The organism is Yersinia vastinensis, from assembly GCF_044905075.1.
GTDB classification, from domain to species: domain Bacteria; phylum Pseudomonadota; class Gammaproteobacteria; order Enterobacterales; family Enterobacteriaceae; genus Yersinia; species Yersinia vastinensis.
The window spans coordinates 3,573,972-3,596,697 of record NZ_CP173260.1 but is presented as its reverse complement, the minus strand read 5'-3'; the positions used below and the strand labels follow the sequence as shown (position 1 = coordinate 3,596,697).

Genomic DNA, 22,726 nt, shown 5'->3' with positions numbered 1-22,726 from the left:
AAGAAGGAGGAATGTATGTGCGAATTGCTCGGGATGAGCGCAAATGTTCCTACGGATATTTGCTTTAGTTTTACCGGCCTAGTGCAACGAGGCGGCGGGACAGGGCCACACAAAGATGGCTGGGGGATTACTTTCTATGAAGGTAATGGTTGCCGTACGTTTAAAGATCCCCAACCCAGTTTTAATTCTCCCATTGCCAGATTAGTGCAGGATTACCCTATAAAATCCTGCGCGGTAATTTCCCATATTCGTCAGGCAAACCGGGGCGAAGTCGCGTTAGAAAATACCCATCCTTTTACTCGTGAAATGTGGGGGCGTAACTGGACTTATGCCCATAACGGCCAACTTAAGGGTTATCGCCAACTAGATACCGGTACTTTCCGCCCTATTGGCCAAACTGACAGCGAATATGCTTTCTGCTGGTTGCTTCATCAATTAGCAAAACGCTACCCGCGCACCCCCAGTAACTGGCCTGCGGTATTCCGCTATATTGGTACGTTATGTGAACAATTGCGGGCGAAAGGGGTGTTTAATATGTTGCTGTCGGATGGACGTTTTGTGATGGCATTCTGTTCCACCAATCTATATTGGATAACCCGCCGCGCACCTTTTGGTAAAGCGACTTTGCTGGACCAAGATGTTGAAATCGATTTTCAGCGTCAAACCACACCTAAAGACGTGGTTACCGTGATTGCCACTCAGCCGCTTACCGGTAATGAAACCTGGCACAAAATTGCACCAGGTGAGTTTGCATTATTCTGTTTTGGCGAGCGTATCTGATTGGAGCATAGAGCCTGATTTGCTCAGTGCGTACTGGGATGCAGGTTCGCTGGAGACCGGAGGGCGGCTTAAGACATACTGCCCGTTTATTACGGCAACCGATGGTGGCATCCGGTTTTTGGCAAAATACGCATATCCCGGCTGCAATTGGCGCCAGAAGTTGTAATCTGAAGAATTACGGTGACGTTGCATATTTTGTTCGGTCATGCGAAATGGATAGATACTGATATCTACTTTTTCTTGGCCGAAGATAAATGCCGTTTGCACGTAGTTAAATATCTCGTCCATATAGGCATCCGTCATCGCATAACAGCCGATTGATTTGCAAGCGCCGTGGATCATCAGATATTTCCCTGAGTAACCTTGCGACTTATCATAATCATTTGGGAAGCCGATATTGATTGCCCGGTAAAACTTACTGTCAGGTTTTAAATGGCGCATATCAATGCTGTAAAAACCTTCTGGGCTCTTAAAATCGCCTTCACGGCGCTTCGGGCCAAGGCCACCTGAGAATTCGCAGATGCGATAGCTTTGTACCAAACGATACTCGCCTTGCAGCTTGGCATATAATTCCAAAGTGCGTTCTTCTTTGAAGATCTGAATATAGACCGATGACCCTAGTAATTGCTGTTTTAGCTCTTTGGATACCGCGACAGGCTCACTGGCCGAGCTGTTGAAGGATACCGCAGGCAAGCAAATTATCACCGCAAACATTATCATCGCAAAAAACGGCGTGATTTTGCGCATTTATTATTCCTACTTATATTTATAGATGCCACTGACTTCTTCTGATTTATAGGCGCAGATTATCAGCCAGAAAATTTTTAGCAATATATGTTTTGTATAAAATAAATACAAAGTCGGTAAAGATGAATTAATGACACGATTTTACCGAATACATACAAAATTTAGCAGCAAATTATTTATGTTTGCTTGACTCAAGTCACTGCATTTGTCAGACAGTGCGAGATGGAAATGCTAGAATTGCCCGCGGCTGGGACCTGCTCAATTAATGACTCTTCCTGCTATTATTGGTTTAGATAACATTTAATATGGGGGCCGCATTAATTATCGGGCTTTTTCTGCCGATATTCTTGTATATCTAATCGACTAAGTATTAATCCGTCGTTTAACAGAACCATGAAAGTCTCAACTCCTTGCGTGGCTGTACGCTCTGGGCTAAGTACAGCATTTGATATAACTAATAAAGTTGTTCAACCCTATGATTAAAATAAAGAAAGGACTTGACCTCCCTATCGCGGGAGTACCTGCACAAGTGATAGAGGACGGTCCAGCGATTCACCATGTCGCCTTGCTTGGTGAAGAATATGTGGGCATGCGCCCCTCAATGTTGGTACACGAAGGCGATTGGGTTAAGAAAGGCCAACCGCTGTTTGAAGACAAAAAGAATCCAGGCGTGCTATTTACCGCCCCTGCTAGTGGCAAGGTCAGTGCTATCAATCGTGGTGAGCGCCGTGTTTTGCAATCGGTCGTGATTGAGATTGAAGGGGATGAGCAAATTCCTTTCGAACATTATGATGAAGCAGACCTCAATCAACTGAGCAATGAACAGGTACAACAGCATTTGCTGGCGTCTGGTTTATGGACGGCACTGCGCACGCGGCCTTTCAGCAAAACCCCAGTTCCAGGGAGCCGCCCGCGGGCTATTTTTGTCAGCGCGATGGATACACAACCTCTGGCAGCCGATCCGCGTGTAATTATTGCCACTGAAGCCGATGCCTTCAACCAAGGGCTAACCGTATTAACGCGTCTGACCGATGGCAAAGTTCATGTGTGTCATGCGCCAGGGCAAGTGGCAACGAGTCATCAGAATGCGCAGGTGACTTACAATGAGTTCTCCGGCCCGCATCCTGCGGGGTTGGTTGGTACTCACATTCATTTCCTTGAACCGGTGAGCCTGAAAAAAATTGTCTGGCACGTGGGGTATCAGGATGTCATTGCCATCGGTAAATTGTTCACCCGTGGTGAGTTGTGTACTGACCGCATCATCGCACTGGCAGGCCCCCAAGTAATCCAACCAATTTTACTGCGCACACGTGTTGGTGCCAGCTTATCTGAACTGACGGCTGGTCGACTGAAAGAAGGGGATAACCGTATTATCTCCGGTTCGGTACTCAGCGGTACGGCTTTCTCGGCAACGCATGGTTATCTGGGGCGCTTTCATCAGCAGGTGTCTGTTATCCGCGAAGGGCGAGAAAAAGAGCTATTCGGTTGGGTGATGCCAGGGCGCGATAAATATTCAATTACCCGGACGACTCTGGGGCACTTTTTCAAACGCAAACTGTTTGCCTTCTCCACCGATATGCACGGCGGGGAGCGCGCTATGGTACCAATTGGCAATTATGAGCGAGTGATGCCGCTGGATATTTTGGCTACCCATTTGCTGCGTGATTTGTTGTCCGGCGATACCGACAGCGCACAAGCGTTGGGTTGTCTGGAGTTAGACGAAGAGGATTTGGCTCTGTGTACATTTGTCTGCCCGGGTAAGTATGAATATGGGCCGGTATTGCGTGACATACTGACCAAGATTGAGCAGGAAGGATAACTGATGGGCCTGAAAAGTTTTCTTGAGAAAATAGAGCATCACTTTGAAGCGGGTGGAAAACTCGAGAAGTATTATCCGCTGTATGAAGCTGCTGCCACTATTTTTTATACGCAGGGTAAAGTGACACCCGGTGCTTCTCACGTTCGAGATGCCATCGACCTGAAACGGATGATGATTTTGGTGTGGCTGGCGGTATTCCCTGCCATGTTCTGGGGGATGTATAACGTCGGGGGGCAAGCGATCCCGGCCTTAAACCAACTCTACAGCGGAGCAGAACTACAACAGATTATCGCCAGTGATTGGCATTATCGGCTGGCACAACTCTTGGGTGCATCACTGGCACCCGATGCCGGTTGGGTTAGCAAGATGGTGCTCGGTGCTGTCTATTTCCTGCCGATTTATGCCGTGGTATTCGTGGTGGGTGGTTTTTGGGAAGTGGTCTTTTCCATTATCCGCAAACATGAAATTAACGAAGGTTTCTTTGTTACCTCGATTCTGTTTTCCCTGATTGTGCCGCCCACGTTGCCCTTATGGCAGGCGGCGCTAGGGATCTCTTTTGGGGTGGTGATTGGTAAAGAGATTTTTGGTGGTACTGGGCGTAACTTCCTCAACCCAGCTCTGGCTGGGCGTGCTTTCCTGTTCTTTGCATATCCGGCTCAGATTTCGGGTGACTTAGTTTGGACTGCGGCGGATGGTTTCTCTGGCGCCACGCCTTTATCGCAGTGGAGTGTTAATGGTAGCCACAGCTTGGTCAATACAGTCAGTGGCCAACCTATCACTTGGATGGATGCTTTCCTCGGCAATATTCCCGGTTCTATTGGTGAAGTTTCCACACTAATGATCCTGATTGGCGGTGCCATTATCCTCTTTGGTCGAGTGGCATCTTGGCGCATTGTTGCCGGTGTCATGATCGGCATGATGGCGACGGCTTATCTGTTTAACTGGGTTGGCTCCACGACTAATCCATTATTTGCTATGCCGTGGTACTGGCATTTAGTGCTCGGCGGTTTCGCTTTCGGCATGATCTTTATGGCGACTGATCCGGTATCGGCTTCCTTTACTAATAAAGGCAAATGGTGGTATGGCGGCTTAATCGGCGCGATGTGTGTGTTGATCCGCGTGGCCAATCCGGCTTATCCGGAGGGAATGATGCTGGCAATTCTGTTTGCTAACCTGTTTGCGCCATTGTTCGACTATGTGGTTGTTCAGGCCAATATCAAGCGGAGGAAAGCCCGTGGCGAATGATAAACCAAGAAATAATGACAGCATCGGCAAAACACTGCTGGTGGTGATTGTGCTGTGTCTGGTGTGTTCGGTTGTGGTCGCGGGAGCCGCTGTGGGCCTGAAGGCCAAGCAGCAAGAGCAGCGTCTGCTGGACAAGCAGCGTAATATTTTGGCCGTGGCGGGTCTGTTGCAACCAAGAATGCCAGCAGAAGAGATCCAACGTGAATTTGCCGAGCGCATTGAGCCGCGTTTGTTGGATTTGCAAAGCGGGGAGTTTATTCAACAGGATCCGGCCACATTTGATCGTGCAGCCGCACTGCGCAGTAATCAAATGAGTATTGCGCTGACGCCAGCACAGGATATTGCGGGCATTCGTCGCCGAGCTAATATCGTTGAAATTTATCTGGTACGTGCTGAAAGTGGGCAGATCAACAAAATCGTGTTACCGATTTATGGTTCTGGTTTGTGGTCAATGATGTATGCCTTTGTCGCTATTGATACTGATGGCAAAACAGTACGTGGTATTACCTATTATGACCAAGGCGAAACTCCGGGGCTGGGGGGCGAAGTTGAGAACCCGATTTGGCGTAACCAGTGGATTGGAAAACGGTTATTCGATGATCAAGGGCAACCGGCTATTCGCATTGTTAAAGGGCGTGCTCCGGCTAATGACCCCCATGCAATTGATGGTTTGTCGGGTGCGACACTGACCTCTAATGGGGTACAAAATAGCTTTGATTTTTGGCTTGGTGAAAACGGCTTTGGCCCGTTCCTGAAAAAAGTGCGCGAAGGAGCGTTAAAAAATGGCTGATAGCAAAGAGATAAAACGGGTTTTATTCGGGCCGTTATTTGATAACAACCCGATCGCATTACAAATCCTTGGGGTGTGTTCGGCATTGGCTGTCACCACCACACTGGGAACGGCTTTAGTGATGACACTGGCGGTTACCTTGGTAACGGCTTTCTCCAGTTTCTTCATCTCACTGATTCGTCATCATATTCCCAACAGCGTACGTATCATCGTTCAAATGGTGATTATTGCCTCACTGGTGATAGTGGTAGATCAGATCCTGCGTGCTTATGCCTATGAGATATCCAAACAGTTATCAGTCTTTGTCGGCTTGATTATCACTAACTGTATTGTGATGGGGCGGGCAGAAGCCTATGCCATGAAATCCCCTCCGATTGAAAGCTTTATGGATGGTATCGGTAATGGCTTGGGCTATGGGGTGGTACTCGTGCTTGTCGGCTTTGTCCGTGAGTTGATAGGCTCTGGTAAATTGTTTGGTGTAACAGTATTGGAAAGTGTCCAGAATGGCGGTTGGTATCAGCCGAATGGATTGTTCCTGTTAGCACCAAGTGCATTCTTTATTATTGGCATGCTGATTTGGGGTCTGCGGACTCTGAAACCTGCGCAGATTGAGAAGGAGTAATTGACGATGGAACATTACATCAGTCTGTTTGTCCGCGCAGTGTTTATCGAAAATATGGCGTTAGCTTTCTTTCTGGGGATGTGTACTTTTCTGGCGGTTTCCAAGAAAGTCTCCACAGCTTTCGGCCTTGGCATTGCGGTTACCGTGGTATTAGGTATTTCAGTGCCCGCGAACAATCTGGTTTATAACCTGGTTCTGCGCGATGGCGCTTTAGTTGAAGGTGTGGACCTGAGTTTCCTGAACTTTATTACCTTTATCGGGGTTATCGCTGCCATTGTGCAGGTATTAGAGATGATCTTGGATAGATATTTCCCGGCACTGTATAACGCTCTGGGCATTTTCCTGCCACTGATCACCGTGAACTGCGCCATCTTCGGCGGCGTGTCATTTATGGCGCAACGTGATTACAACTTCCCTGAATCTATTGTTTATGGCTTTGGTTCCGGTATTGGGTGGATGCTGGCGATTGTCGCGCTGGCGGGTATTCGCGAAAAAATGAAATATGCCAATGTGCCCGCGGGCTTACAGGGGTTAGGGATCACCTTTATCACTACCGGATTGATGGCATTAGGGTTTATGTCGTTCTCCGGTGTGAACCTATAAAGGCAGGAATAATTCATGGAAATAATTCTGGGCGTAGTGATGTTCACCCTTATCGTGCTGGCATTGACGGTGATGATTTTATTTGCCAAATCTAAGTTGGTGAATACAGGTGATATTACAATTGAAGTTAATGACGACGCGGATAAAAGTTTTACAGCCCCGGCTGGGGATAAGTTACTCAATATGCTGTCCAGCCATGGCATTTTCGTATCTTCAGCTTGTGGTGGCGGTGGTTCTTGCGGGCAGTGCCGTGTGAAAATTAAAGAAGGCGGTGGCGATATTCTGCCAACTGAGCTTTCTCATATTTCTAAGCGCGAAGCGAAAGAGGGCTGTCGGCTGGCATGCCAAGTTAGCGTGAAGCAGAATCTGAAAATTGAATTACCGGAAGAAATCTTTGGCGTGAAAAAGTGGGAATGTGAAGTTATCTCTAATGATAATAAAGCCACTTTTATTAAAGAGCTGAAGCTAAAAATTCCTGATGGTGAAGTGGTGCCATTCCGTGCCGGTGGGTTTATTCAAATTGAGGCCGAACCTCATACCGTGAAATATGCTGATTTTGATGTACCAGCGGAATATCGTGGTGATTGGGATAAATTCAATCTGTTCCGATTTGAGTCGGTGGTGACTGAACCGACAGTACGTGCTTACTCCATGGCAAACTACCCGGAGGAGCGTGGCATTATCATGCTTAACGTGCGTATTGCCACGCCGCCACCGTCCGTTCCTGATGCTCCGCCGGGGATTATGTCTTCCTATATTTGGTCGCTGAAACCCGGCGATAAGGTGGTTATTTCAGGGCCATTTGGTGAGTTTTTTGCCAAAGATACTGATGCCGAGATGGTCTTTATTGGTGGTGGTGCCGGTATGGCTCCTATGCGCTCACATATTTTTGATCAGCTCAAACGGCTACACTCGAAGCGTAAAATCAGTTTCTGGTATGGCGCTCGTTCACGGCGTGAAATGTTCTATGAAGAAGATTTTGACCAGTTACAGGCTGAGAATGAGAATTTCCGTTGGCATGTCGCGTTGTCTGATCCGCAACCCGAGGATAACTGGACCGGCTATACCGGTTTCATTCATAACGTATTATTTGAAAATTATCTTAAAAATCATCCAGCCCCTGAAGATTGTGAATTTTATATGTGTGGCCCACCGATGATGAATGCGGCAGTTATCAAGATGCTGAAAGACCTTGGTGTAGAAGATGAAAATATTATGCTCGATGATTTCGGTGGTTGATTTGCTATCACTTGAGTTTTCACGGTAAGTGAGGATATCCCCAAAGAACGTGGTGTTGCAGTGAATATTCTGCAACTTCACGTTTGAGTGGGGCACAATAATTTGAGGATATCGTGCACAGATATATTATGCATTGGTTCATGGCGGTAGCGGGGGTTTTACTACTCACCGGGTGCGGCCCTGAGCAAATCAATCTCGAAGGTAAAACCATGGGCACCACATACTCAATTAAGTATGTGAGTGATTCTTCAGCACCCAGTCCTGAAAAATTACAGCAAGAAATCGATCGGGAATTGGAGCAGGTTAATGACCAGATGTCGACTTATCGACCCCATTCTGAATTAAGTCTTTTCAACAAAAGTCAGGCAGTGGATACGCCGTTCCCAGTCTCAGCTGCGACAGCCAAAGTTGTACGCGAGGCTATCCGCATTAATCGCCTGACCGATGGAGCGCTGGATGTTACTGTTGGTCCTCTAGTTAATTTATGGGGATTTGGGCCACAAGGGCGACCCAATGTTGTCCCTACCGATGCTGAGATTGCGAAACGACAGGAATGGGTCGGTATCGATAAGCTCGCTGTAAAAAGAGGTGCGTTGGTCAAACTGATTCCTGAGTTGTATGTTGATCTTTCTGCGATTGCTAAAGGTTATGGTGTCGATGTTGTTGCCGAGTATTTGGAAACTCAAAATATCAATAATTATATGGTTGATATTGGTGGTGAAGTACGAACCCGTGGTAATAATGGGGAAAACAAACCTTGGCGCATAGCCATAGAGAAACCTGTCGCAGGTTCCGCGCAGAGTGCGCAAGAGATTATCGAACCTGGGCGTATGGCGATTGCAACGTCAGGGGATTACCGTAATTACTTTGAGCAGGAGGGGGTGCGTTATTCTCACACCATTGATCCTGAAACTGGCCGCCCGATTAACCACCGCTTAGTCTCAATAACAGTTTTAGACCCAAGTTGTATGACAGCTGATGGTTTATCGACAGGATTAGGTGTTCTTGGCCCTGAGCGAGGAATGGCTCTCGCTAATTTATTGGGCATCCCCGTGCTTATGATAGTCAAAACTGATGAAGGTTTTGAGGAACATCACTCTGAGTCGTTCAAGCCTTATCTGCAAAAACGGCCCTAATAGGAGAAGATATGTTGACTGTTTTTATCGCATCCTTTGTCTTTTTTCTCTTGGTCATCGTAGGGATGTCACTGGGTTATATTGTAAAACGTAAAACCTTGCAGGGCAGTTGCGGAGGTATTGGGGCATTGGGGATGGAGAAAGTCTGTGATTGCCCCGAGCCTTGTGATTCGCGTAAAAAGCGGCTGGCAAAAGAGGCTGCACGTCAAAAGGCGCTGGATCAGTATCGTATTTTATAGTTACCGAATTATTTTATGGGTATACCATAAATCTTGGACATTAAAATATCCCCTCGGCCAATATTGGTGGTTGAGGGGATATTTCTAATAAAAAGCCATTTAATTATTTACTCAGCAATAAGCTAATGTTCACTGTTAATCTATTATTGGCTGTTATTGTTAACTATTTTTTTAAATAGTGCGGGAGAATCAACCATAACAGCGTTAGCACCTAACTCTTTCGCTTTCTTGTAATCTTCAGGTGTATTAATACCGAAGAAAATAATATGGGCATTAGTATTTTTACGGAAACAATCAACGGCTTCTTTGTCCCAGCTTAATATGGCGTTAGACCGCCCCTCACCCAACGTGTATTTCTCGATAACTTCGACTTTGCGGTGTAACTCCAAACCATACCACCGTTCTTTATTGTCTGCTGGTAATTCACATTTATGGTCCATAGTGATATTAGCGAGCTGCGTTCGAGTAAAATCGCGGCTTTCAAAACGCTGGATTTTATGTGCGTTGTCATTGCCTTGATTGACGACATCCAGTGCATCCAAATAGTGATCGTCCGTTGAGTAGACCCGGGTTCTGTCTAACCGGTTTTCTTCACCTTTAGTCGTCGCAGTCAGTGTCTTTTGTAGCGCTTTAGCGAATGTTGCCGGGTTTGCATCTGGGGATTTTATGTCGAGGTAAAAGGTTGTTGTCGGAAATGTTTTTAATACTTCATCAAGTGTGGGAATACCAACGCGTGTATCCGATGTCGAGGTAATATTATGTTTTTTATTGTAGCCAATACTGGCATTCGCTTGGGCAAGTTGCTGTGCTGTATAGGCTGAAACTTTACCACTCTTATCTGTTAATTCTTTTAGATCAGAGGGGCGGTACAATACTGGAATATTATCCTTTGAGAGTTGCAGCGTAATCCAGATTGCATCGGCACCGTTATCTAGCGCTTTTTTGATAGCGGGTATAGTGTTTTCAGGAGCATCGCCCGTTCCACCACGGTGAGCGATAATTTGCGGAGATTGTAGCGCTGATGTCGTTGATTGAGCATTTGTGATAAAAGCTGCGGAGAGTAATAGAGTCGCCATTATATAATTTCGCATAGTATTTATTTTCCATCCATTGATTGGTAATGATTTTCTGTAGGGTGATTTCAATCATATAGATAATAGTCTTCGTCTATGTCAAATTTAATGATTTTTTATTAAAAATAAATAATAAAAAGAGTGTTGATACTAATAACAGAATTCAATTCTGATATTTTTTGAATTAAGTGGCATTTTGATTAGGATAATTATGACTCTAAGCTACTGTTACCTTGTTTTGAGAAAATTCTTTAGAAATCTTAAAAAACATTAGTTAAGTATGCAAAATTTGTATTAGTGTGATGTCTGATTTTATTGGGTACTCATCCCCTTCAGTACCCGGTCTTTAAGAAGGAATGTAGTGTGTCGAAATTACGGGTTGGTGTGATTTTTGGCGGTAAATCGGCTGAACATGAAGTGTCATTGCAGTCGGCAAAAAATATCGTAGAGGCAATTGATAAAGAAAAATTTGATGTGATGCTCTTAGGTATTGATAAGCAAGGGCAATGGCATGTTAACGATGCTTCCAGTTACCTGCTAAATGCAGAAAATCCTGCACTGATCTCCTTGAATCATTCAAACCGAAATGTAGCCTTGATTCCTGGGCAAACCAGCCAACAACTTATCGCAGCTGATAATGCCTCTGCATTGGCTCAGTTAGATGTTGTTTTCCCTATTGTGCATGGCACATTAGGGGAGGATGGCTCCTTGCAGGGTCTACTACGAATGGCGAACATTCCTTTTGTCGGATCAGGGGTCGTGGGTTCAGCGGTCAGTATGGATAAAGATATCACGAAGCGGTTGCTGCGTGACGCCGGGCTGAATATTGCTCCTTTTATTACCCTGACACGAGCGAACAAAGGCCATTATAATTTTGAGCAGATCACGGCAGAACTTGGCTTGCCATTATTTATTAAGCCAGCGAACCAAGGCTCTTCAGTTGGAGTGAGCAAGGTTCGCAATGAGGCTGAATACCAGCAGGCTGTGGCATTTGCATTTGATTTTGACCATAAAGTGCTGGTCGAGTCGGCCATTGTTGGCCGCGAGATTGAGTGTGCCATTTTGGGGAATGATAATCCGCAAGCCAGTTTATGTGGTGAAGTGGTCATTAGTGACGAGTTCTATTCCTATGACACAAAATACATCAATGAAACCGGTGCACAGGTTGTTATCCCTGCGGCAATAGACAGTGAAGTCAGTGACCAGATTCGTGGCGTCGCATTAGCGGCTTTTCGTGCTCTCGAATGCTGTGGTATGGCGCGGGTTGATGTCTTTTTAACACCAGATAACCGCATTATTATCAACGAAATAAATACCTTACCGGGTTTCACCAATATCAGTATGTATCCCAAATTGTGGCGAGCCACGGGTGTTGGTTCTACCGAGCTAATCACTAAACTTATTGAGCTGGCATTAGAGCGTCATCAGCACGATAAAGACCTGAAAAGTTCTATTCTTCAGTAATTCTCGCTACTGTAATTTCAATAAAAAGAGCTGCCGTGTGCAGCTTTTTTTATGGGTATCTTTTCACATAACGAATTTGACAAAGTGTCAATAAATGACAATACTTCACAAATGAAACTAACTGAAGACCAACTCCTGTTACGGGAGAGCAAAAAAATCGTTGAGGCACTGGGTAAAACGTTTGCACCCTTAGTGGAATTTGTTTTGCATGACCTTACGCAACCTGAACATGCCATCGCAGCGATTTCAAACAACTTATCTGGTCGCGAAGTGGGTGAACCCGCTACTGAGCTGGGCTTGAGCCGCATTGCAGATCCTAATTTCCCTGAAGTGATCCTCAATTATCCGAACCAGTTTCCTGATGGACGACCGGCAAAAAGTACATCAATTGGCCTGAAAAATAGTAAAGGGGAGTTCATTGGAGCACTTTGTCTCAATATGGATATCTCTTTGTTTTCAGCCGTTAGCGCCAGCTTGTCGCAATTGACACAAACCACGCCAACCGAAATCCAGGAGTCTCTGGCCTCTCCCCGCCTTGAAATGCTACGCACCCAACTGGAGCAATTCGCGGCGGCACACAATACCACTCCACGCGCGCTAAACCCGGCACAGCGGCGTGAAATTGTCCGTCAATTGGCCCAAGCGGGGTTGATGGATCTGAAAAATGCACAGACTGTCGTTGCCAATAATCTGGGTGTTGCCCGTTCTACGGTCTATACCTATCTCCCGACTGAAGGAAACTGAAAATGGCCCCATTAGCAATCTGTTATGACGATATTGTTCAAGCACATCAGCGGCTTGTTGGTTTTGCACTAAAAACACCGGTGCTGACTTCAGCCACAGCCAATGAGATGACGGGCGCGCAGCTTTTTTTTAAATGCGAAAATTTTCAGCATATGGGGGCATTTAAATTTCGCGGTGCCTATAACGCGCTAGTGAAGTTATCGCCAGAACAGCAAGCTAAAGGGGTTGTTGCTTTTTCCTCGGGCAATCATGCACAAGCTATTGCTTTGTCTGCCCGTAAGTTGGGAATTCGTGCCGTTATCGTTATGCCAAAAGATGCACCCGCAGCCAAAATTGCCGCTACCCGGGGCTATGGTGGTGAAGTGGTGCTGTATGACCGTTATCGAGAAGATCGTGAAGCCATTAGTCATAAACTTGCGCAAGAACAAGGGCTAACCTTAATTCCTCCTTACGACCATGCTGATGTGATGGCAGGGCAAGGAACGGCTGCACAAGAGCTATTTGACGAAGTAGGCGAGTTGGATGTACTGCTGGTGCCTTTAGGGGGCGGGGGATTGTTATCTGGCTGTGCTACGGTTGCTAAAGCACGCTATCCGAATTGTCAGGTTATTGGTGTAGAACCGGCCGCAGGCAACGATGGCCAACTTAGTTTCCGTGGTGGCAAAATTGTTAAAATCGATACGCCAGTCACGATTGCTGATGGTGCACAAACCTCCGCGTTGGGTCACTATACCTTTCCCGTCATTCAGGAGCGGGTTGATAATATTCTGACTGCGACTGACGAGCAGCTTATCTCGGCGATGAAGTTTTTCACTAGCCGAATGAAGATAGTGGTGGAACCAACGGGCTGTTTAGGTGCCGCGGTGGCCTTTGGCGACGAACTTGATCTGCGTGGTAAGCGGGTTGGGGTGATTCTTTCTGGCGGTAATGTTGATTTAGCTCGTTTGGCCACTTTTATTGGAGAGGCTTGATGATACCAGAGAGGGTGTTGATCAATGCTACGCAGGGCCTGCCTCCGGCGGGTCATTATAGCCATGCTGTCTGTGCCGGAGGCATGGCCTATCTTTCTGGTCAACTGCCGGTGACAGCACAAGGGCTGGCATTATCAAACCAACCTTTTGATATGCAGGTTCGCCAGGTTTTTGCCAATATCGAGGGGGTACTGGCTGATTGTGGATGCAGTAAAAATCATTTGATTCAGGTGCGTGTTTATCTGTGTGATGTCACGTTATGGTCAGATTTTAATACACTTTATGCTGACTGGCTGGGGCCACACAAACCGGCGCGCTGCGTCGTACCCGTGCCTGCTTTGCATTATGGATTAGCTTTAGAGATTGAAGCTATAGCGCAACTGCCCTTCGAGTCTTTTAACGTGTCGAAAAAGGATGAACAGATCCTAGGATAATCTTGAATACTCTCACATTAGCTGTATACTTATACAGTGGTTGGTTGGGGGAGTAAATATGCGAAAAATTATTCATATTGATATGGATTGCTTCTTCGCGGCAGTCGAAATGCGCGACGATCCTAGCTTGCGTGATATCCCCATTGCCATTGGTGGTAGCCGGGATCGACGTGGTGTCATCAGCACGGCTAATTACCCGGCACGTCGTTTTGGTGTGCGCAGTGCGATGCCAACCGCCATGGCACTTAAATTGTGTCCACAACTTAGAGTGATCCCTGGCCGAATGGCCGCCTATAAAGAAGCTTCGCTGCATATTCGCGAAATATTTGCTCGCTATACTCCGTTGATTGAACCGCTGTCCTTAGATGAGGCTTATCTTGATGTGTCTGATTGCTCGGCGTGCAGTGGTTCAGCCACCTTAATTGCACAGGAAATTCGCCAATCTATTGCGGATGAGCTTAATCTGACGGCTTCTGCTGGCGTTGCCCCCATTAAGTTTTTAGCCAAGATAGCCTCTGATTTAAATAAACCTAATGGTCAGTATGTGATAACCCCGGAAAAGGTTTCGTCCTTTTTACATAACTTACCGCTGAGTAAAATTCCGGGAGTGGGTAAAGTGACGGCTGGCAAGTTACAAGAGCTGGGTTTGATAACGTGCAGTGATGTACAAAACTATCCACAAGCCGAATTGTTAAAGCGTTTTGGTAAGTTTGGCCATGTATTGTGGGAACGCAGCCACGGCATTGATGAGCGCCAAGTTTCTCCAGACCGTTTGCGAAAATCTGTCGGCGTAGAGCGAACTCTGGCCGAGGATATTCATGATTGGCAAAGCTGTGAGTCATTAATTGATCAGCTATATATGGAGCTGGAAACTCGCTTACGTAAGGTGCGGCCAGATCTGCATATTGCCCGGCAAGGGGTAAAATTGAAATTTCATGATTTTCAGCAAACGACACAAGAACATGTTTGGCCGAAACTGAATAAAGAAGATTTACTGCATGTTGCACGAGCAGCATGGAATGAACGGCGAGCTGGGCGAGGTGTGCGTCTGGTCGGGTTACATGTCACGTTACTTGACCCTCAACTTGAGCGGCAATTGCTGCTGAGTTGGGAATAGCCCGTAAATGACATAAAAAATGGCAGGTCAGTTAGACCCACCATCATCATTTTAACTATCACTCTACAGTAAATAATTCGAGCGGTAGGAGTGCGAACCCCTAGGCGCTGACTGCTGGTAGTCAACGCCCCTGCGGCTCGAAATATGACCCGTATTATGCGCGCTCAGGTATCGCTTTCAACAGCGCAGTCAACAACTGCCAATATTGACCCACACTCTCGATATGAACTTGTTCATCTGGTGAATGTGGCCCAGTCATGGTTGGCCCAATGGAGACCATGTCCATATCTGGATACGGTTTTTTGAATAAACCGCATTCCAGACCCGCATGGATGACCATAATATTTGGCGTTTTGTTAAACAGTTTTTCGTAGGTTTCCCGCACCAATGCCATCACAGGTGAGCTAGGATCTGGCTGCCAGCCTGGATAGCCGCCTTTTGGCGAGGTTTTCGCGCCAGCCAACTGACCAATTGCTGTCAGCATGCTCACTACGTAATCTTTGCCGCTGTCGATCAGAGAACGAATCAGGCAAATAATTTCTGCTTCGTTTTCATTCATGGTCACAACACCCACGTTCAGTGAGGTTTCAACCACGCCTTTCACCGCATCACTCATGCGGATCACACCGTTTGGTGTTGCATTCAATAATGCCACCAAGCGTTGTTGAGTCTCTTTTGTCAGCGCCTTCGCATCAGTAGATACTGGCTCAAGCAAGACAGTCAGATTTTTTTCAACTGCCGCTAATTCGTTTTTCAGTATTGCCAGATACTCCTGGCTCCGCGCTTTCAACTGATCGACTTTATCTGCGGCAATTGCCAGAGTGACAGAACCTTCGCGTGGGATAGCATTACGTAATGTGCCGCCATTCAGATCCAACACTCGCAGGTCTAAATCATTGGCCTGTTCAAACAGGAAACGAGCGAGAAGTTTATTGGCATTGCCTAATCCCAGATGGATATCAGCGCCAGAGTGACCGCCTTTCAGGCCCTTAATGGTCAGCTTTAACGTCTGATAACCGGTAGGAATCGCTTCCCGTTTCAGCGCCAGAGTGGTGATAAAATCAATGCCACCGGCACAACCCATATAGATTTCACCTTCTTGCTCGGAGTCGGTGTTGATCAAAATATCGGCTTTTAACCAGTTCGGTTGCAGACCGAATGCACCGTCCATACCGGCTTCTTCGGTCATCGTCAGCAGCACTTCCAGCGGGCCGTGTTCGACGCTATCGTCAGACAACACAGCCAGTGCAGAGGCCATACCAATGCCGTTATCGGCACCTAATGTTGTGCCACGCGCTTTAACCCATTCACCGTCGATATAAGGTTGAATTGGATCTTTGGTAAAGTCATGTACCGTATCATTATTCTTCTGCGGGACCATATCCAGATGGGCTTGCAGTGCCACGGGCTTACGATTCTCCATCCCTTTGGTAGCAGGTTTACGCAGCAGGATATTACCGACCTGATCACGCTCGGCGTGCAGACCTTTTTCCTTGGCCCACGTCATAATATGTTGTGCTAGCGCTTCTTCATGATAAGACGGATGCGGGATAGAGCAGATTTTTGCGAAAATATCCCACAACGGCTGAGGCGAAAGTTGAGACAGTTCAGACACTGTAAGTCTCCTGTAATAGCACTCTTATATCGACAACCCGCAACGGGGATGTCAAAGAGGCTATTGGGTTGATGACTAAAGATTTTAGGGGTAATGACAAACCGCCATCAAGATGGCGAGATAGTTTGAGAATATCACTTTCATTAGCATTACGCGCGTATCGCAGCACATTTACTGCGTCTAACCTGATTAATTAGCCAGATAATTGCTGGTTTTTATCCGGCTGGCTCTCTATAATCTCGCGCAACCTTTTTTCCCCTTCTGATTCATGGCAAGCCACTCCTATACTGGCTGGGATTACACTTTATGAGCGAAAAATACGTCGTTACCTGGGATATGTTGCAAATTCACGCCCGCAAACTGGCACAGCGTTTACTGCCAGCCGAGCAATGGAAAGGTATCATCGCGGTGAGCCGTGGTGGGTTAGTACCGGCTGGTATTCTGGCGCGTGAGCTGGGTATTCGTTATGTAGACACCGTTTGCATCTCTAGCTATGACCATGATAACCAACGTGATCTCAAAGTCTTAAAACGCGCAGAAGGCGACGGTGAAGGCTTTATCGTGATTGATGATTTGGTTGATACTGGTGGCACCGCGAAAGCGATTCGCGATATGTATCCGAAAGCACATTTTGTGACTATCTTTGCCAAACCGGCTGGCCGCCCATTAGTTGATGACTATGTGGTTGACATCCCTCAGAACACATGGATTGAACAGCCGTGGGATATGGCTGTAACCTTCGTTGCTCCTCTGAGCAGCAAGTAATCTAGCCATCTTTAAAGCGCCCGATGTACCTTAATGACACCGGGCGTTTCATTTTCCTCGCAGTATGAGTACACTTGTCCCCATCTGACCAGCCCTCAACGGGCTTGAATCACGGCTTATGGAGGCTATTGTTATCATGGCACAAGCCAACCTTTCTGAAACTCTGTTTAAACCAAAATTCAAACATCCTGAAACCTCGACTTTAGTGCGGCATGCACATTGTAACCACCCTATGAGTGTTCACTCAGCACTTGATGGCGACACCGCCAGCCATTGGTATCGGATGATAAACCGCCTAATTTGGACTTGGCGTGGTGTCGATCCGCTGGAAATTGAAGAAGTGTTGTCGCGCATCGCATGTTCCAAAGCCGAACATAGTGACAACGAATTGCTCGATACCGTTGTGGGTTACCGTAATGGCAACTGGATTTATGAATGGGCCCAGCAGGGGATGGCATGGCAACAAAAAGCCATGGACGAGCCAGACCCGATGAATGCTGGCCAGTATTGGTTGAATGCGGCTAATTTATACAGCATCGCGGGTTACCCACATCTGAAAGGTGATGAGTTGGCCGAGCAAGTCGAAGTGCTGTCTAATCGGGCTTATGAAGAAGCTGCTCAACATTTGCCTTACACACTAAAAGAACTTAGTTTTGCCATTTCAGATGGCGGTACTTTGACGGGGTTCCTGCATATGCCCACCGTGGGCAGTGCGCCTTTCCCAACAGTGTTGATATGTGGTGGGCTGGATACGTTACAAAGTGATTATCACCGCCTGTTCCGTGACTATCTGGCACCGAAAGGGATTGCGATGTTGACCATCGACATGCCTTCTGTTGGGGCTTCCTCTCGCTGGAAACTCACTCAGGACACCAGCTTCTTACATCAACAAGTATTGCATGCTTTGCCCAATATACCTTGGGTTGATCATCAGCGTGTCAGTGCTTTTGGCTTCCGTTTTGGTGCTAATGTCGCGGTTCGTTTAGGGTATCTGGAACCGCAACGTGTGCGCGCCGTGGCTTGTCTCGGGCCGATTGTGCACCATCTGTTATGCAATGCCGATTGCCAGCGCAAAGTACCCGACATGTATATGGATGTGATGGCTAGCCGCTTGGGTATGGCTGATGCTTCGGATGAAATCCTCAAAACAGAAATGAGCCGTTACTCGCTGAAAACTCAGGGGTTACTGGGGCGGCGTTGCCAAACCCCGATGCTGGCCGGTTTTTGGGAGAATGATCCTTTCAGCCCGAAAGAAGAATCTAAGCTGATTTCTTCTTCTTCCGCAGACGGTAAGTTATTGCCCATATCATCAACTCCGTTGTATGACAATTTCCATCGCGCATTATTGCAAACCAGTCAGTGGTTAGAAGATAAAATGCGTTAATGAGTTGCTAATTTTTAACAGTTTGCTAAAAAGGTGAGTCTACATAAGGAGATTTAAGAATGACGTCAACCAGTGCTCATCCTAAAAGCAAGCTTATGAAACGTTTTGCAGCTTTAGGACCCTATCTGCGTGAAGGGCAGTGCCAGAACGACCGGTTCTTTTTTGATTGTTTAGCTGTGTGCGTCAATGTGAAGCTAGCACCAGAGAAGCGTGAGTTCTGGGGATGGTGGATTGTACTGGAACCTGCGGCGGACCATTTTACCTACGTTTACCAGCTTGGTCTGTTTAATAAAGATGGCAACTGGAAAGTTGAAAAGATTAAAGATCCTGAAGTACAAGAGAAGCTGGAGACCACGTTACGTGGTTTCCACAAACGCCTCACTGAAATGCTGACGTCAATTGAAATGAGACTGGAGCCAGCACAAGACTTTAGCGATCAACCCGTTAAGCTGTCTGCCTAGAAATAAATCCCCCTTTTAGCGCAATAAAAAGGGGGATTTCTCATTATGCCTGTTGGCATAATGCCTCGCGCCTGCTACAAAGACCCCTATATCATTTCTTTTATTCATCCCAACGGCAGAAAAATTATGAGTGGCAGCCAGACATTGGTTGTGAAATTGGGGACAAGTGTTCTGACTGGCGGTTCCCGTCGTCTTAACCGTGCCCATATTGTTGAATTGGTGCGCCAATGCGCCCAGCAACACGCAAAAGGTCATCGTATTGTTATTGTCACCTCCGGGGCGATTGCCGCCGGGCGTGAGCACTTGGGGTATCCGGAATTACCGGCCACCATTGCCTCGAAGCAATTGTTAGCCGCAGTCGGGCAAAGCCGGCTTATTCAGCTCTGGGAACAACTGTTTTCCATTTATGGCATCCATGTGGGCCAGATGCTACTGACCCGTGCTGATTTAGAAGATCGTGAGCGTTTCTTAAATGCCCGCGATACCATGAATGCTTTGCTGGATAACCGTATTGTTCCTGTTATCAATGAGAATGATGCAGTGGCGACTGCCGAAATAAAAGTCGGCGATAACGATAATCTCTCGGCATTGGCCGCTATCCTTGCGGGTGCCGATAAACTGTTATTGCTGACAGATCAGGCAGGTTTATACACCGCCGATCCGCGCAATAATCCAGAAGCAGAATTGATTCGCGAAGTGCATGGTATTGATGATGCCTTACGTGAGATTGCCGGTGACAGTGTCTCTGGCCTTGGCACTGGTGGCATGGCGACAAAGTTGCAGGCTGCGGATGTTGCGTGCCGTGCAGGTATTGATGTGGTGATTGCTGCGGGTAGCCAAGTGGGTGTCATTGCTGATGTGATTGAGGGAACGCCGGTAGGTACTCGCTTTCATGCGCTGGAAACACCATTGGAAAACCGTAAGCGCTGGATTTTTGGTGCTCCTCCTGCGGGTGAAATTACTGTTGATGATGGTGCGGTTGCCGCCATCATGGAGCGGGGTAGCTCGCTGCTGCCGAAAGGCATCCGTGATGTTAAAGGGAATTTCTCACGCGGCGAAGTGATCCGTATTCGTAACCTCAGTGGGCGCGACCTAGCTCACGGTGTGTCACGTTATAATAGCGATGCTCTGCGCCTGTTGGCGGGGCACCATTCGCAACAAATCAGTGAAATCCTCGGATATGAATATGGCCCGGTGGCAGTCCACCGTGACGATATGATTGTCAGCTAAGGAGCAAGCATGAACATGCTGGAACAGATGGGGAAAGCCGCGAAACAGGCTTCCTGGCAATTGGCGATGTTGAGTACAGCAAAGAAAAATCAGGCATTGGCCGTGATTGCTAACCTGCTAGAGTCTGAAAGTCAGACTATTTTGCAAGCGAACGAACAAGATATGAGCGCTGCACGCGACAGCGGCATGAGTGAAGCGTTACTGGATAGGCTATTGCTGACCCCGACACGTTTAACCGCGATTGCTAATGATGTGCGCCAGGTATGCCGTCTGAATGACCCGGTAGGTCGAGTGATTGATGGGAGCCTGCTCGACAGCGGCTTAAAATTAGAACGCCGCCGTGTCCCCTTGGGGGTGATTGGCGTGATTTACGAAGCTCGCCCTAATGTGACGATTGATGTAGCCAGCTTATGTCTGAAAACCGGTAATGCGGTAATTTTGCGTGGTGGTAAAGAGACTCATCACACTAATCAGGCTACGGTGAAAGTGATCCAGCAGGCACTAGAGCAGTGCGGTTTACCGGCAGCAGCGGTGCAGGCGATTGAAAGCCCTGACCGTGAGCTAGTTAATCAATTACTGCGGATGGATCGCTATGTTGATATGTTGATTCCACGAGGGGGAGCAGGTTTACATAAACTGTGCCGCGAGCAATCAACGATCCCAGTCATTACTGGTGGTATTGGTGTTTGCCACACCTTTGTTGACGAAAGTGCTGATTTTGAGAAAGCATTACTGGTTATTGAAAATGCTAAAATTCAGCGGCCAAGTGCATGTAACTCATTGGAAACATTACTGGTTCATCAGGCAATCGCCGAGCGTTTCTTGCCAGTGCTGAGTGACAGAATGCATGCTTTTGGTGTGACACTTCATGCTAGCCCGAAAGCTATGCCGTATCTGACAGAAGGTAAAGCTAAGGTTGTGGCAGTGGAAGCTGTTGATTACGATGATGAATGGTTATCACTGGATCTTAATGTCGATATTGTTGCCAATATTGATGTCGCGATTGATCATATCCGCGAACATGGCACCAGCCATTCAGATGCTATCCTGACTCGCTCACTCAGTAGCGCTGAACATTTTGTCCGCGCAGTTGATTCATCAGCAGTTTATGTCAATGCCAGCACCCGTTTTACCGATGGTGGTCAGTTCGGTTTAGGTGCGGAAGTGGCTGTCAGTACACAAAAACTCCATGCCCGTGGCCCAATGGGATTGGATGCACTGACAACCTATAAGTGGATTGGTTATGGTGATGATTTAGTCCGCAGCTAAATTCCCGTTATATTGGAATTTATTGGGTACAGAAATAGATATTGTAAAGCGACATTTGGCATTGCCAATGTCGCTTTCTTTTTTGCTCGGCCATTTCTGTTTGAGAGAATGTAATGAAATAGATACTGTTTAAGTGTGGCGGTAATTTACGTGCTAATAATTTAATCGAGGGGATGGCGCTTAAGATAGTAACTAATTTTATAATCGACCGGATTAAAGGTAATCACTGAAAAATCCACAATCACACCATCCGTTGTATTCGACACTGCCAATAATTGCAGTAATAGCGTGCGTGGATCGCAATGAAGTTGTAGGGCAAATTCCTGACTGGCTACAATGGGCAAAAATGTTTGTCGGCATCCTTCAATCTGGTAATGAGCATGTTTCTCGATAAAATCATATTTTGATGACTCAAGATGGTGATAAGTTAAATCCGGCATTAGGGCGACGGGTAAATAACTCTCTTCTATTTGAATAATCTGTTTATCGGCATAACGCAGTCTCTTGATGTAATATGTTTTATCATCTTGTTGAACATTCAACTGGCTAGCTATGGCTTGTGGTGCTCTGATGATTTTGAATTCAGACACTTCAGTATGGGGCGTTTTTCCTAGCATTTTCATATGCTCGGTAAAACTGTTCAGATGATTATTGTCGTGTTTTAGGTCTTTCCCAATAATAAACGTTCCCCGACCTTGCTGGCGTTCCAGTAAACCATCCTGAATTAAGACATCCAGTGCTTTTCTGACCGTCATTCGTGATGCACCGAAACGCTCCGCTAACTGAATCTCAGACGGTAAACAGTCACCGACAGAAATATCCTGATGGTTTATTAATTTTCGGATATTAGTGACCAGGTTTTTGTATACCATCTTTATACCTATTTTAAGGGTGATGTTTATCACGAGACGTTTTTTAATTCATTGATAATAATATATTAAAATATATAGAGTATAAAAATTGGCTTAAACGTCTAATT

General features: G+C 46.7%; 23 protein-coding genes. 19 read left to right on the top strand and 4 right to left on the bottom strand.

The features are described from left to right. Positions 1-15 precede the first annotated feature (15 nt). Positions 16-780, top strand: coding sequence for a class II glutamine amidotransferase (locus ACIOG0_RS16770; protein ID WP_050101640.1), 765 nt, complete (start codon positions 16-18; stop codon positions 778-780). On the opposite strand, the gene dpaA is transcribed toward ACIOG0_RS16770, so the two are convergent. Continuing rightward, positions 754-1,527: a peptidoglycan meso-diaminopimelic acid protein amidase gene (gene dpaA, locus ACIOG0_RS16765; RefSeq protein WP_050101638.1), complete on the bottom strand. Its 774-nt coding sequence runs from the start codon at positions 1,525-1,527 to the stop codon at positions 754-756. The two genes, ACIOG0_RS16770 and dpaA, sit on opposite strands and share 27 nt — an antisense overlap. Before the next feature lie 475 nt (positions 1,528-2,002). On the opposite strand from dpaA, the gene ACIOG0_RS16760 reads away from it, so the two are divergent. The 8 genes from ACIOG0_RS16760 to nqrM all read left to right on the top strand — a co-directional run bounded on the left by ACIOG0_RS16760 (position 2,003) and on the right by nqrM (position 9,220). Next, positions 2,003-3,346 carry a Na(+)-translocating NADH-quinone reductase subunit A gene (locus ACIOG0_RS16760; protein WP_050101636.1) on the top strand — a complete coding sequence of 448 codons (1,344 nt, stop codon included), beginning with the start codon at positions 2,003-2,005 and terminating at the stop codon, positions 3,344-3,346. Positions 3,347-3,349: 3 nt separating this feature from the next. Further along, positions 3,350-4,591 carry an NADH:ubiquinone reductase (Na(+)-transporting) subunit B gene (locus ACIOG0_RS16755; RefSeq protein ID WP_050101634.1) on the top strand — a complete coding sequence of 414 codons (1,242 nt, stop codon included), beginning with the start codon at positions 3,350-3,352 and terminating at the stop codon, positions 4,589-4,591. Continuing rightward, a complete protein-coding gene (locus ACIOG0_RS16750; RefSeq protein ID WP_050101632.1) occupies positions 4,581-5,381 on the top strand; it encodes a Na(+)-translocating NADH-quinone reductase subunit C in 801 nt (266 codons plus the stop codon). Before ACIOG0_RS16755 ends, ACIOG0_RS16750 begins: the two co-directional genes overlap by 11 nt. Continuing rightward, positions 5,374-6,003: an NADH:ubiquinone reductase (Na(+)-transporting) subunit D gene (locus tag ACIOG0_RS16745; protein WP_050101630.1), complete on the top strand. Its 630-nt coding sequence runs from the start codon at positions 5,374-5,376 to the stop codon at positions 6,001-6,003. Before ACIOG0_RS16750 ends, ACIOG0_RS16745 begins: the two co-directional genes overlap by 8 nt. Before the next feature lie 6 nt (positions 6,004-6,009). Next, entirely contained in the window at positions 6,010-6,606 is a 597-nt protein-coding gene (nqrE, locus tag ACIOG0_RS16740; RefSeq protein ID WP_050101628.1) for an NADH:ubiquinone reductase (Na(+)-transporting) subunit E, read from the top strand. A 15-nt stretch (positions 6,607-6,621) separates the two neighbouring features. After that, a complete protein-coding gene (gene nqrF, locus ACIOG0_RS16735) occupies positions 6,622-7,845 on the top strand; it encodes an NADH:ubiquinone reductase (Na(+)-transporting) subunit F (RefSeq protein WP_050101626.1) in 1,224 nt (407 codons plus the stop codon). A gap of 128 nt (positions 7,846-7,973) precedes the next feature. Next, positions 7,974-8,981: an FAD:protein FMN transferase gene (locus ACIOG0_RS16730; RefSeq protein ID WP_164908384.1), complete on the top strand. Its 1,008-nt coding sequence runs from the start codon at positions 7,974-7,976 to the stop codon at positions 8,979-8,981. A gap of 11 nt (positions 8,982-8,992) precedes the next feature. Next, complete coding sequence (gene nqrM / locus ACIOG0_RS16725) at positions 8,993-9,220, top strand: (Na+)-NQR maturation NqrM (protein WP_050101622.1); 228 nt, start codon at positions 8,993-8,995, stop codon at positions 9,218-9,220. 143 nt (positions 9,221-9,363) lie between these two features. Here nqrM and ACIOG0_RS16720 read toward each other — a convergent pair whose 3' ends face one another. After that, the gene (locus ACIOG0_RS16720) at positions 9,364-10,311 is read right to left on the bottom strand and encodes a glycerophosphodiester phosphodiesterase family protein (RefSeq protein ID WP_128451627.1); all 948 of its coding nucleotides are present in this window, start codon (positions 10,309-10,311) and stop codon (positions 9,364-9,366) included. A 345-nt stretch (positions 10,312-10,656) separates the two neighbouring features. Between ACIOG0_RS16720 and ddlA the strand changes: the two genes are divergently transcribed. The 5 genes from ddlA to dinB all read left to right on the top strand — a co-directional run bounded on the left by ddlA (position 10,657) and on the right by dinB (position 15,023). Beyond that, positions 10,657-11,757, top strand: a complete 1,101-nt coding sequence (ddlA, locus tag ACIOG0_RS16715; protein ID WP_128451626.1) for a D-alanine--D-alanine ligase — start codon at positions 10,657-10,659, stop codon at positions 11,755-11,757. Positions 11,758-11,868: 111 nt separating this feature from the next. Beyond that, positions 11,869-12,501 (top strand): transcriptional regulator, encoded by a 633-nt coding sequence (locus tag ACIOG0_RS16710; RefSeq protein WP_011816929.1) that lies wholly within the window; start codon positions 11,869-11,871, stop codon positions 12,499-12,501. Between the two features lie 2 nt (positions 12,502-12,503). Further along, positions 12,504-13,472 carry a threo-3-hydroxy-L-aspartate ammonia-lyase gene (locus tag ACIOG0_RS16705; protein WP_050139940.1) on the top strand — a complete coding sequence of 323 codons (969 nt, stop codon included), beginning with the start codon at positions 12,504-12,506 and terminating at the stop codon, positions 13,470-13,472. Further along, positions 13,472-13,906, top strand: coding sequence for a RidA family protein (locus tag ACIOG0_RS16700; protein WP_128451624.1), 435 nt, complete (start codon positions 13,472-13,474; stop codon positions 13,904-13,906). Before ACIOG0_RS16705 ends, ACIOG0_RS16700 begins: the two co-directional genes overlap by 1 nt. A 58-nt stretch (positions 13,907-13,964) precedes the next feature. Next, the gene (dinB, locus tag ACIOG0_RS16695; protein ID WP_050101613.1) at positions 13,965-15,023 is read left to right on the top strand and encodes a DNA polymerase IV; all 1,059 of its coding nucleotides are present in this window, start codon (positions 13,965-13,967) and stop codon (positions 15,021-15,023) included. A 154-nt stretch (positions 15,024-15,177) separates the two neighbouring features. Here the strand turns inward: dinB and pepD are convergent, their stop codons facing one another. Beyond that, positions 15,178-16,638 (bottom strand): beta-Ala-His dipeptidase, encoded by a 1,461-nt coding sequence (gene pepD, locus ACIOG0_RS16690; protein ID WP_050139939.1) that lies wholly within the window; start codon positions 16,636-16,638, stop codon positions 15,178-15,180. 306 nt (positions 16,639-16,944) lie between these two features. Between pepD and gpt the strand changes: the two genes are divergently transcribed. From gpt to proA, 5 genes are all read left to right on the top strand, one after another. Next, positions 16,945-17,403 (top strand): xanthine phosphoribosyltransferase, encoded by a 459-nt coding sequence (gene gpt / locus ACIOG0_RS16685; protein ID WP_004707460.1) that lies wholly within the window; start codon positions 16,945-16,947, stop codon positions 17,401-17,403. Between the two features lie 136 nt (positions 17,404-17,539). Continuing rightward, positions 17,540-18,787, top strand: coding sequence for an esterase FrsA (gene frsA, locus ACIOG0_RS16680; RefSeq protein ID WP_050101677.1), 1,248 nt, complete (start codon positions 17,540-17,542; stop codon positions 18,785-18,787). Between the two features lie 59 nt (positions 18,788-18,846). Beyond that, entirely contained in the window at positions 18,847-19,248 is a 402-nt protein-coding gene (crl, locus tag ACIOG0_RS16675) for a sigma factor-binding protein Crl (RefSeq protein WP_050101608.1), read from the top strand. A 126-nt stretch (positions 19,249-19,374) separates the two neighbouring features. Continuing rightward, the gene (proB, locus tag ACIOG0_RS16670) at positions 19,375-20,478 is read left to right on the top strand and encodes a glutamate 5-kinase (protein ID WP_050101676.1); all 1,104 of its coding nucleotides are present in this window, start codon (positions 19,375-19,377) and stop codon (positions 20,476-20,478) included. Between the two features lie 15 nt (positions 20,479-20,493). After that, positions 20,494-21,747 carry a glutamate-5-semialdehyde dehydrogenase gene (gene proA / locus ACIOG0_RS16665; RefSeq protein ID WP_050101675.1) on the top strand — a complete coding sequence of 418 codons (1,254 nt, stop codon included), beginning with the start codon at positions 20,494-20,496 and terminating at the stop codon, positions 21,745-21,747. 161 nt (positions 21,748-21,908) lie between these two features. Here the strand turns inward: proA and ACIOG0_RS16660 are convergent, their stop codons facing one another. Next, positions 21,909-22,619: a GntR family transcriptional regulator gene (locus ACIOG0_RS16660; protein WP_050101605.1), complete on the bottom strand. Its 711-nt coding sequence runs from the start codon at positions 22,617-22,619 to the stop codon at positions 21,909-21,911. Between the last annotated feature and the right edge of the window lie 107 nt (positions 22,620-22,726).

Bases quoted from the DNA above. Each gene is read 5' to 3' on its own strand.
- ACIOG0_RS16770 (WP_050101640.1), top strand. From the start codon at position 16: ATGTGCGAATTGCTCGGGATGAGCGCAAATGTTCCTACGGATATTTGC.
- dpaA (WP_050101638.1), bottom strand. From the start codon at position 1,527: ATGCGCAAAATCACGCCGTTTTTTGCGATGATAATGTTTGCGGTGATA.
- ACIOG0_RS16760 (WP_050101636.1), top strand. From the start codon at position 2,003: ATGATTAAAATAAAGAAAGGACTTGACCTCCCTATCGCGGGAGTACCT.
- ACIOG0_RS16755 (WP_050101634.1), top strand. From the start codon at position 3,350: ATGGGCCTGAAAAGTTTTCTTGAGAAAATAGAGCATCACTTTGAAGCG.
- ACIOG0_RS16745 (WP_050101630.1), top strand. From the start codon at position 5,374: ATGGCTGATAGCAAAGAGATAAAACGGGTTTTATTCGGGCCGTTATTT.
- nqrE (WP_050101628.1), top strand. From the start codon at position 6,010: ATGGAACATTACATCAGTCTGTTTGTCCGCGCAGTGTTTATCGAAAAT.
- nqrF (WP_050101626.1), top strand. From the start codon at position 6,622: ATGGAAATAATTCTGGGCGTAGTGATGTTCACCCTTATCGTGCTGGCA.
- ACIOG0_RS16730 (WP_164908384.1), top strand. From the start codon at position 7,974: ATGCATTGGTTCATGGCGGTAGCGGGGGTTTTACTACTCACCGGGTGC.
- nqrM (WP_050101622.1), top strand. From the start codon at position 8,993: ATGTTGACTGTTTTTATCGCATCCTTTGTCTTTTTTCTCTTGGTCATC.
- ACIOG0_RS16720 (WP_128451627.1), bottom strand. From the start codon at position 10,311: ATGCGAAATTATATAATGGCGACTCTATTACTCTCCGCAGCTTTTATC.
- ACIOG0_RS16710 (WP_011816929.1), top strand. From the start codon at position 11,869: ATGAAACTAACTGAAGACCAACTCCTGTTACGGGAGAGCAAAAAAATC.
- ACIOG0_RS16705 (WP_050139940.1), top strand. From the start codon at position 12,504: ATGGCCCCATTAGCAATCTGTTATGACGATATTGTTCAAGCACATCAG.
- ACIOG0_RS16700 (WP_128451624.1), top strand. From the start codon at position 13,472: ATGATACCAGAGAGGGTGTTGATCAATGCTACGCAGGGCCTGCCTCCG.
- dinB (WP_050101613.1), top strand. From the start codon at position 13,965: ATGCGAAAAATTATTCATATTGATATGGATTGCTTCTTCGCGGCAGTC.
- gpt (WP_004707460.1), top strand. From the start codon at position 16,945: ATGAGCGAAAAATACGTCGTTACCTGGGATATGTTGCAAATTCACGCC.
- frsA (WP_050101677.1), top strand. From the start codon at position 17,540: ATGGCACAAGCCAACCTTTCTGAAACTCTGTTTAAACCAAAATTCAAA.
- crl (WP_050101608.1), top strand. From the start codon at position 18,847: ATGACGTCAACCAGTGCTCATCCTAAAAGCAAGCTTATGAAACGTTTT.
- proB (WP_050101676.1), top strand. From the start codon at position 19,375: ATGAGTGGCAGCCAGACATTGGTTGTGAAATTGGGGACAAGTGTTCTG.
- proA (WP_050101675.1), top strand. From the start codon at position 20,494: ATGCTGGAACAGATGGGGAAAGCCGCGAAACAGGCTTCCTGGCAATTG.
- ACIOG0_RS16660 (WP_050101605.1), bottom strand. From the start codon at position 22,619: ATGGTATACAAAAACCTGGTCACTAATATCCGAAAATTAATAAACCAT.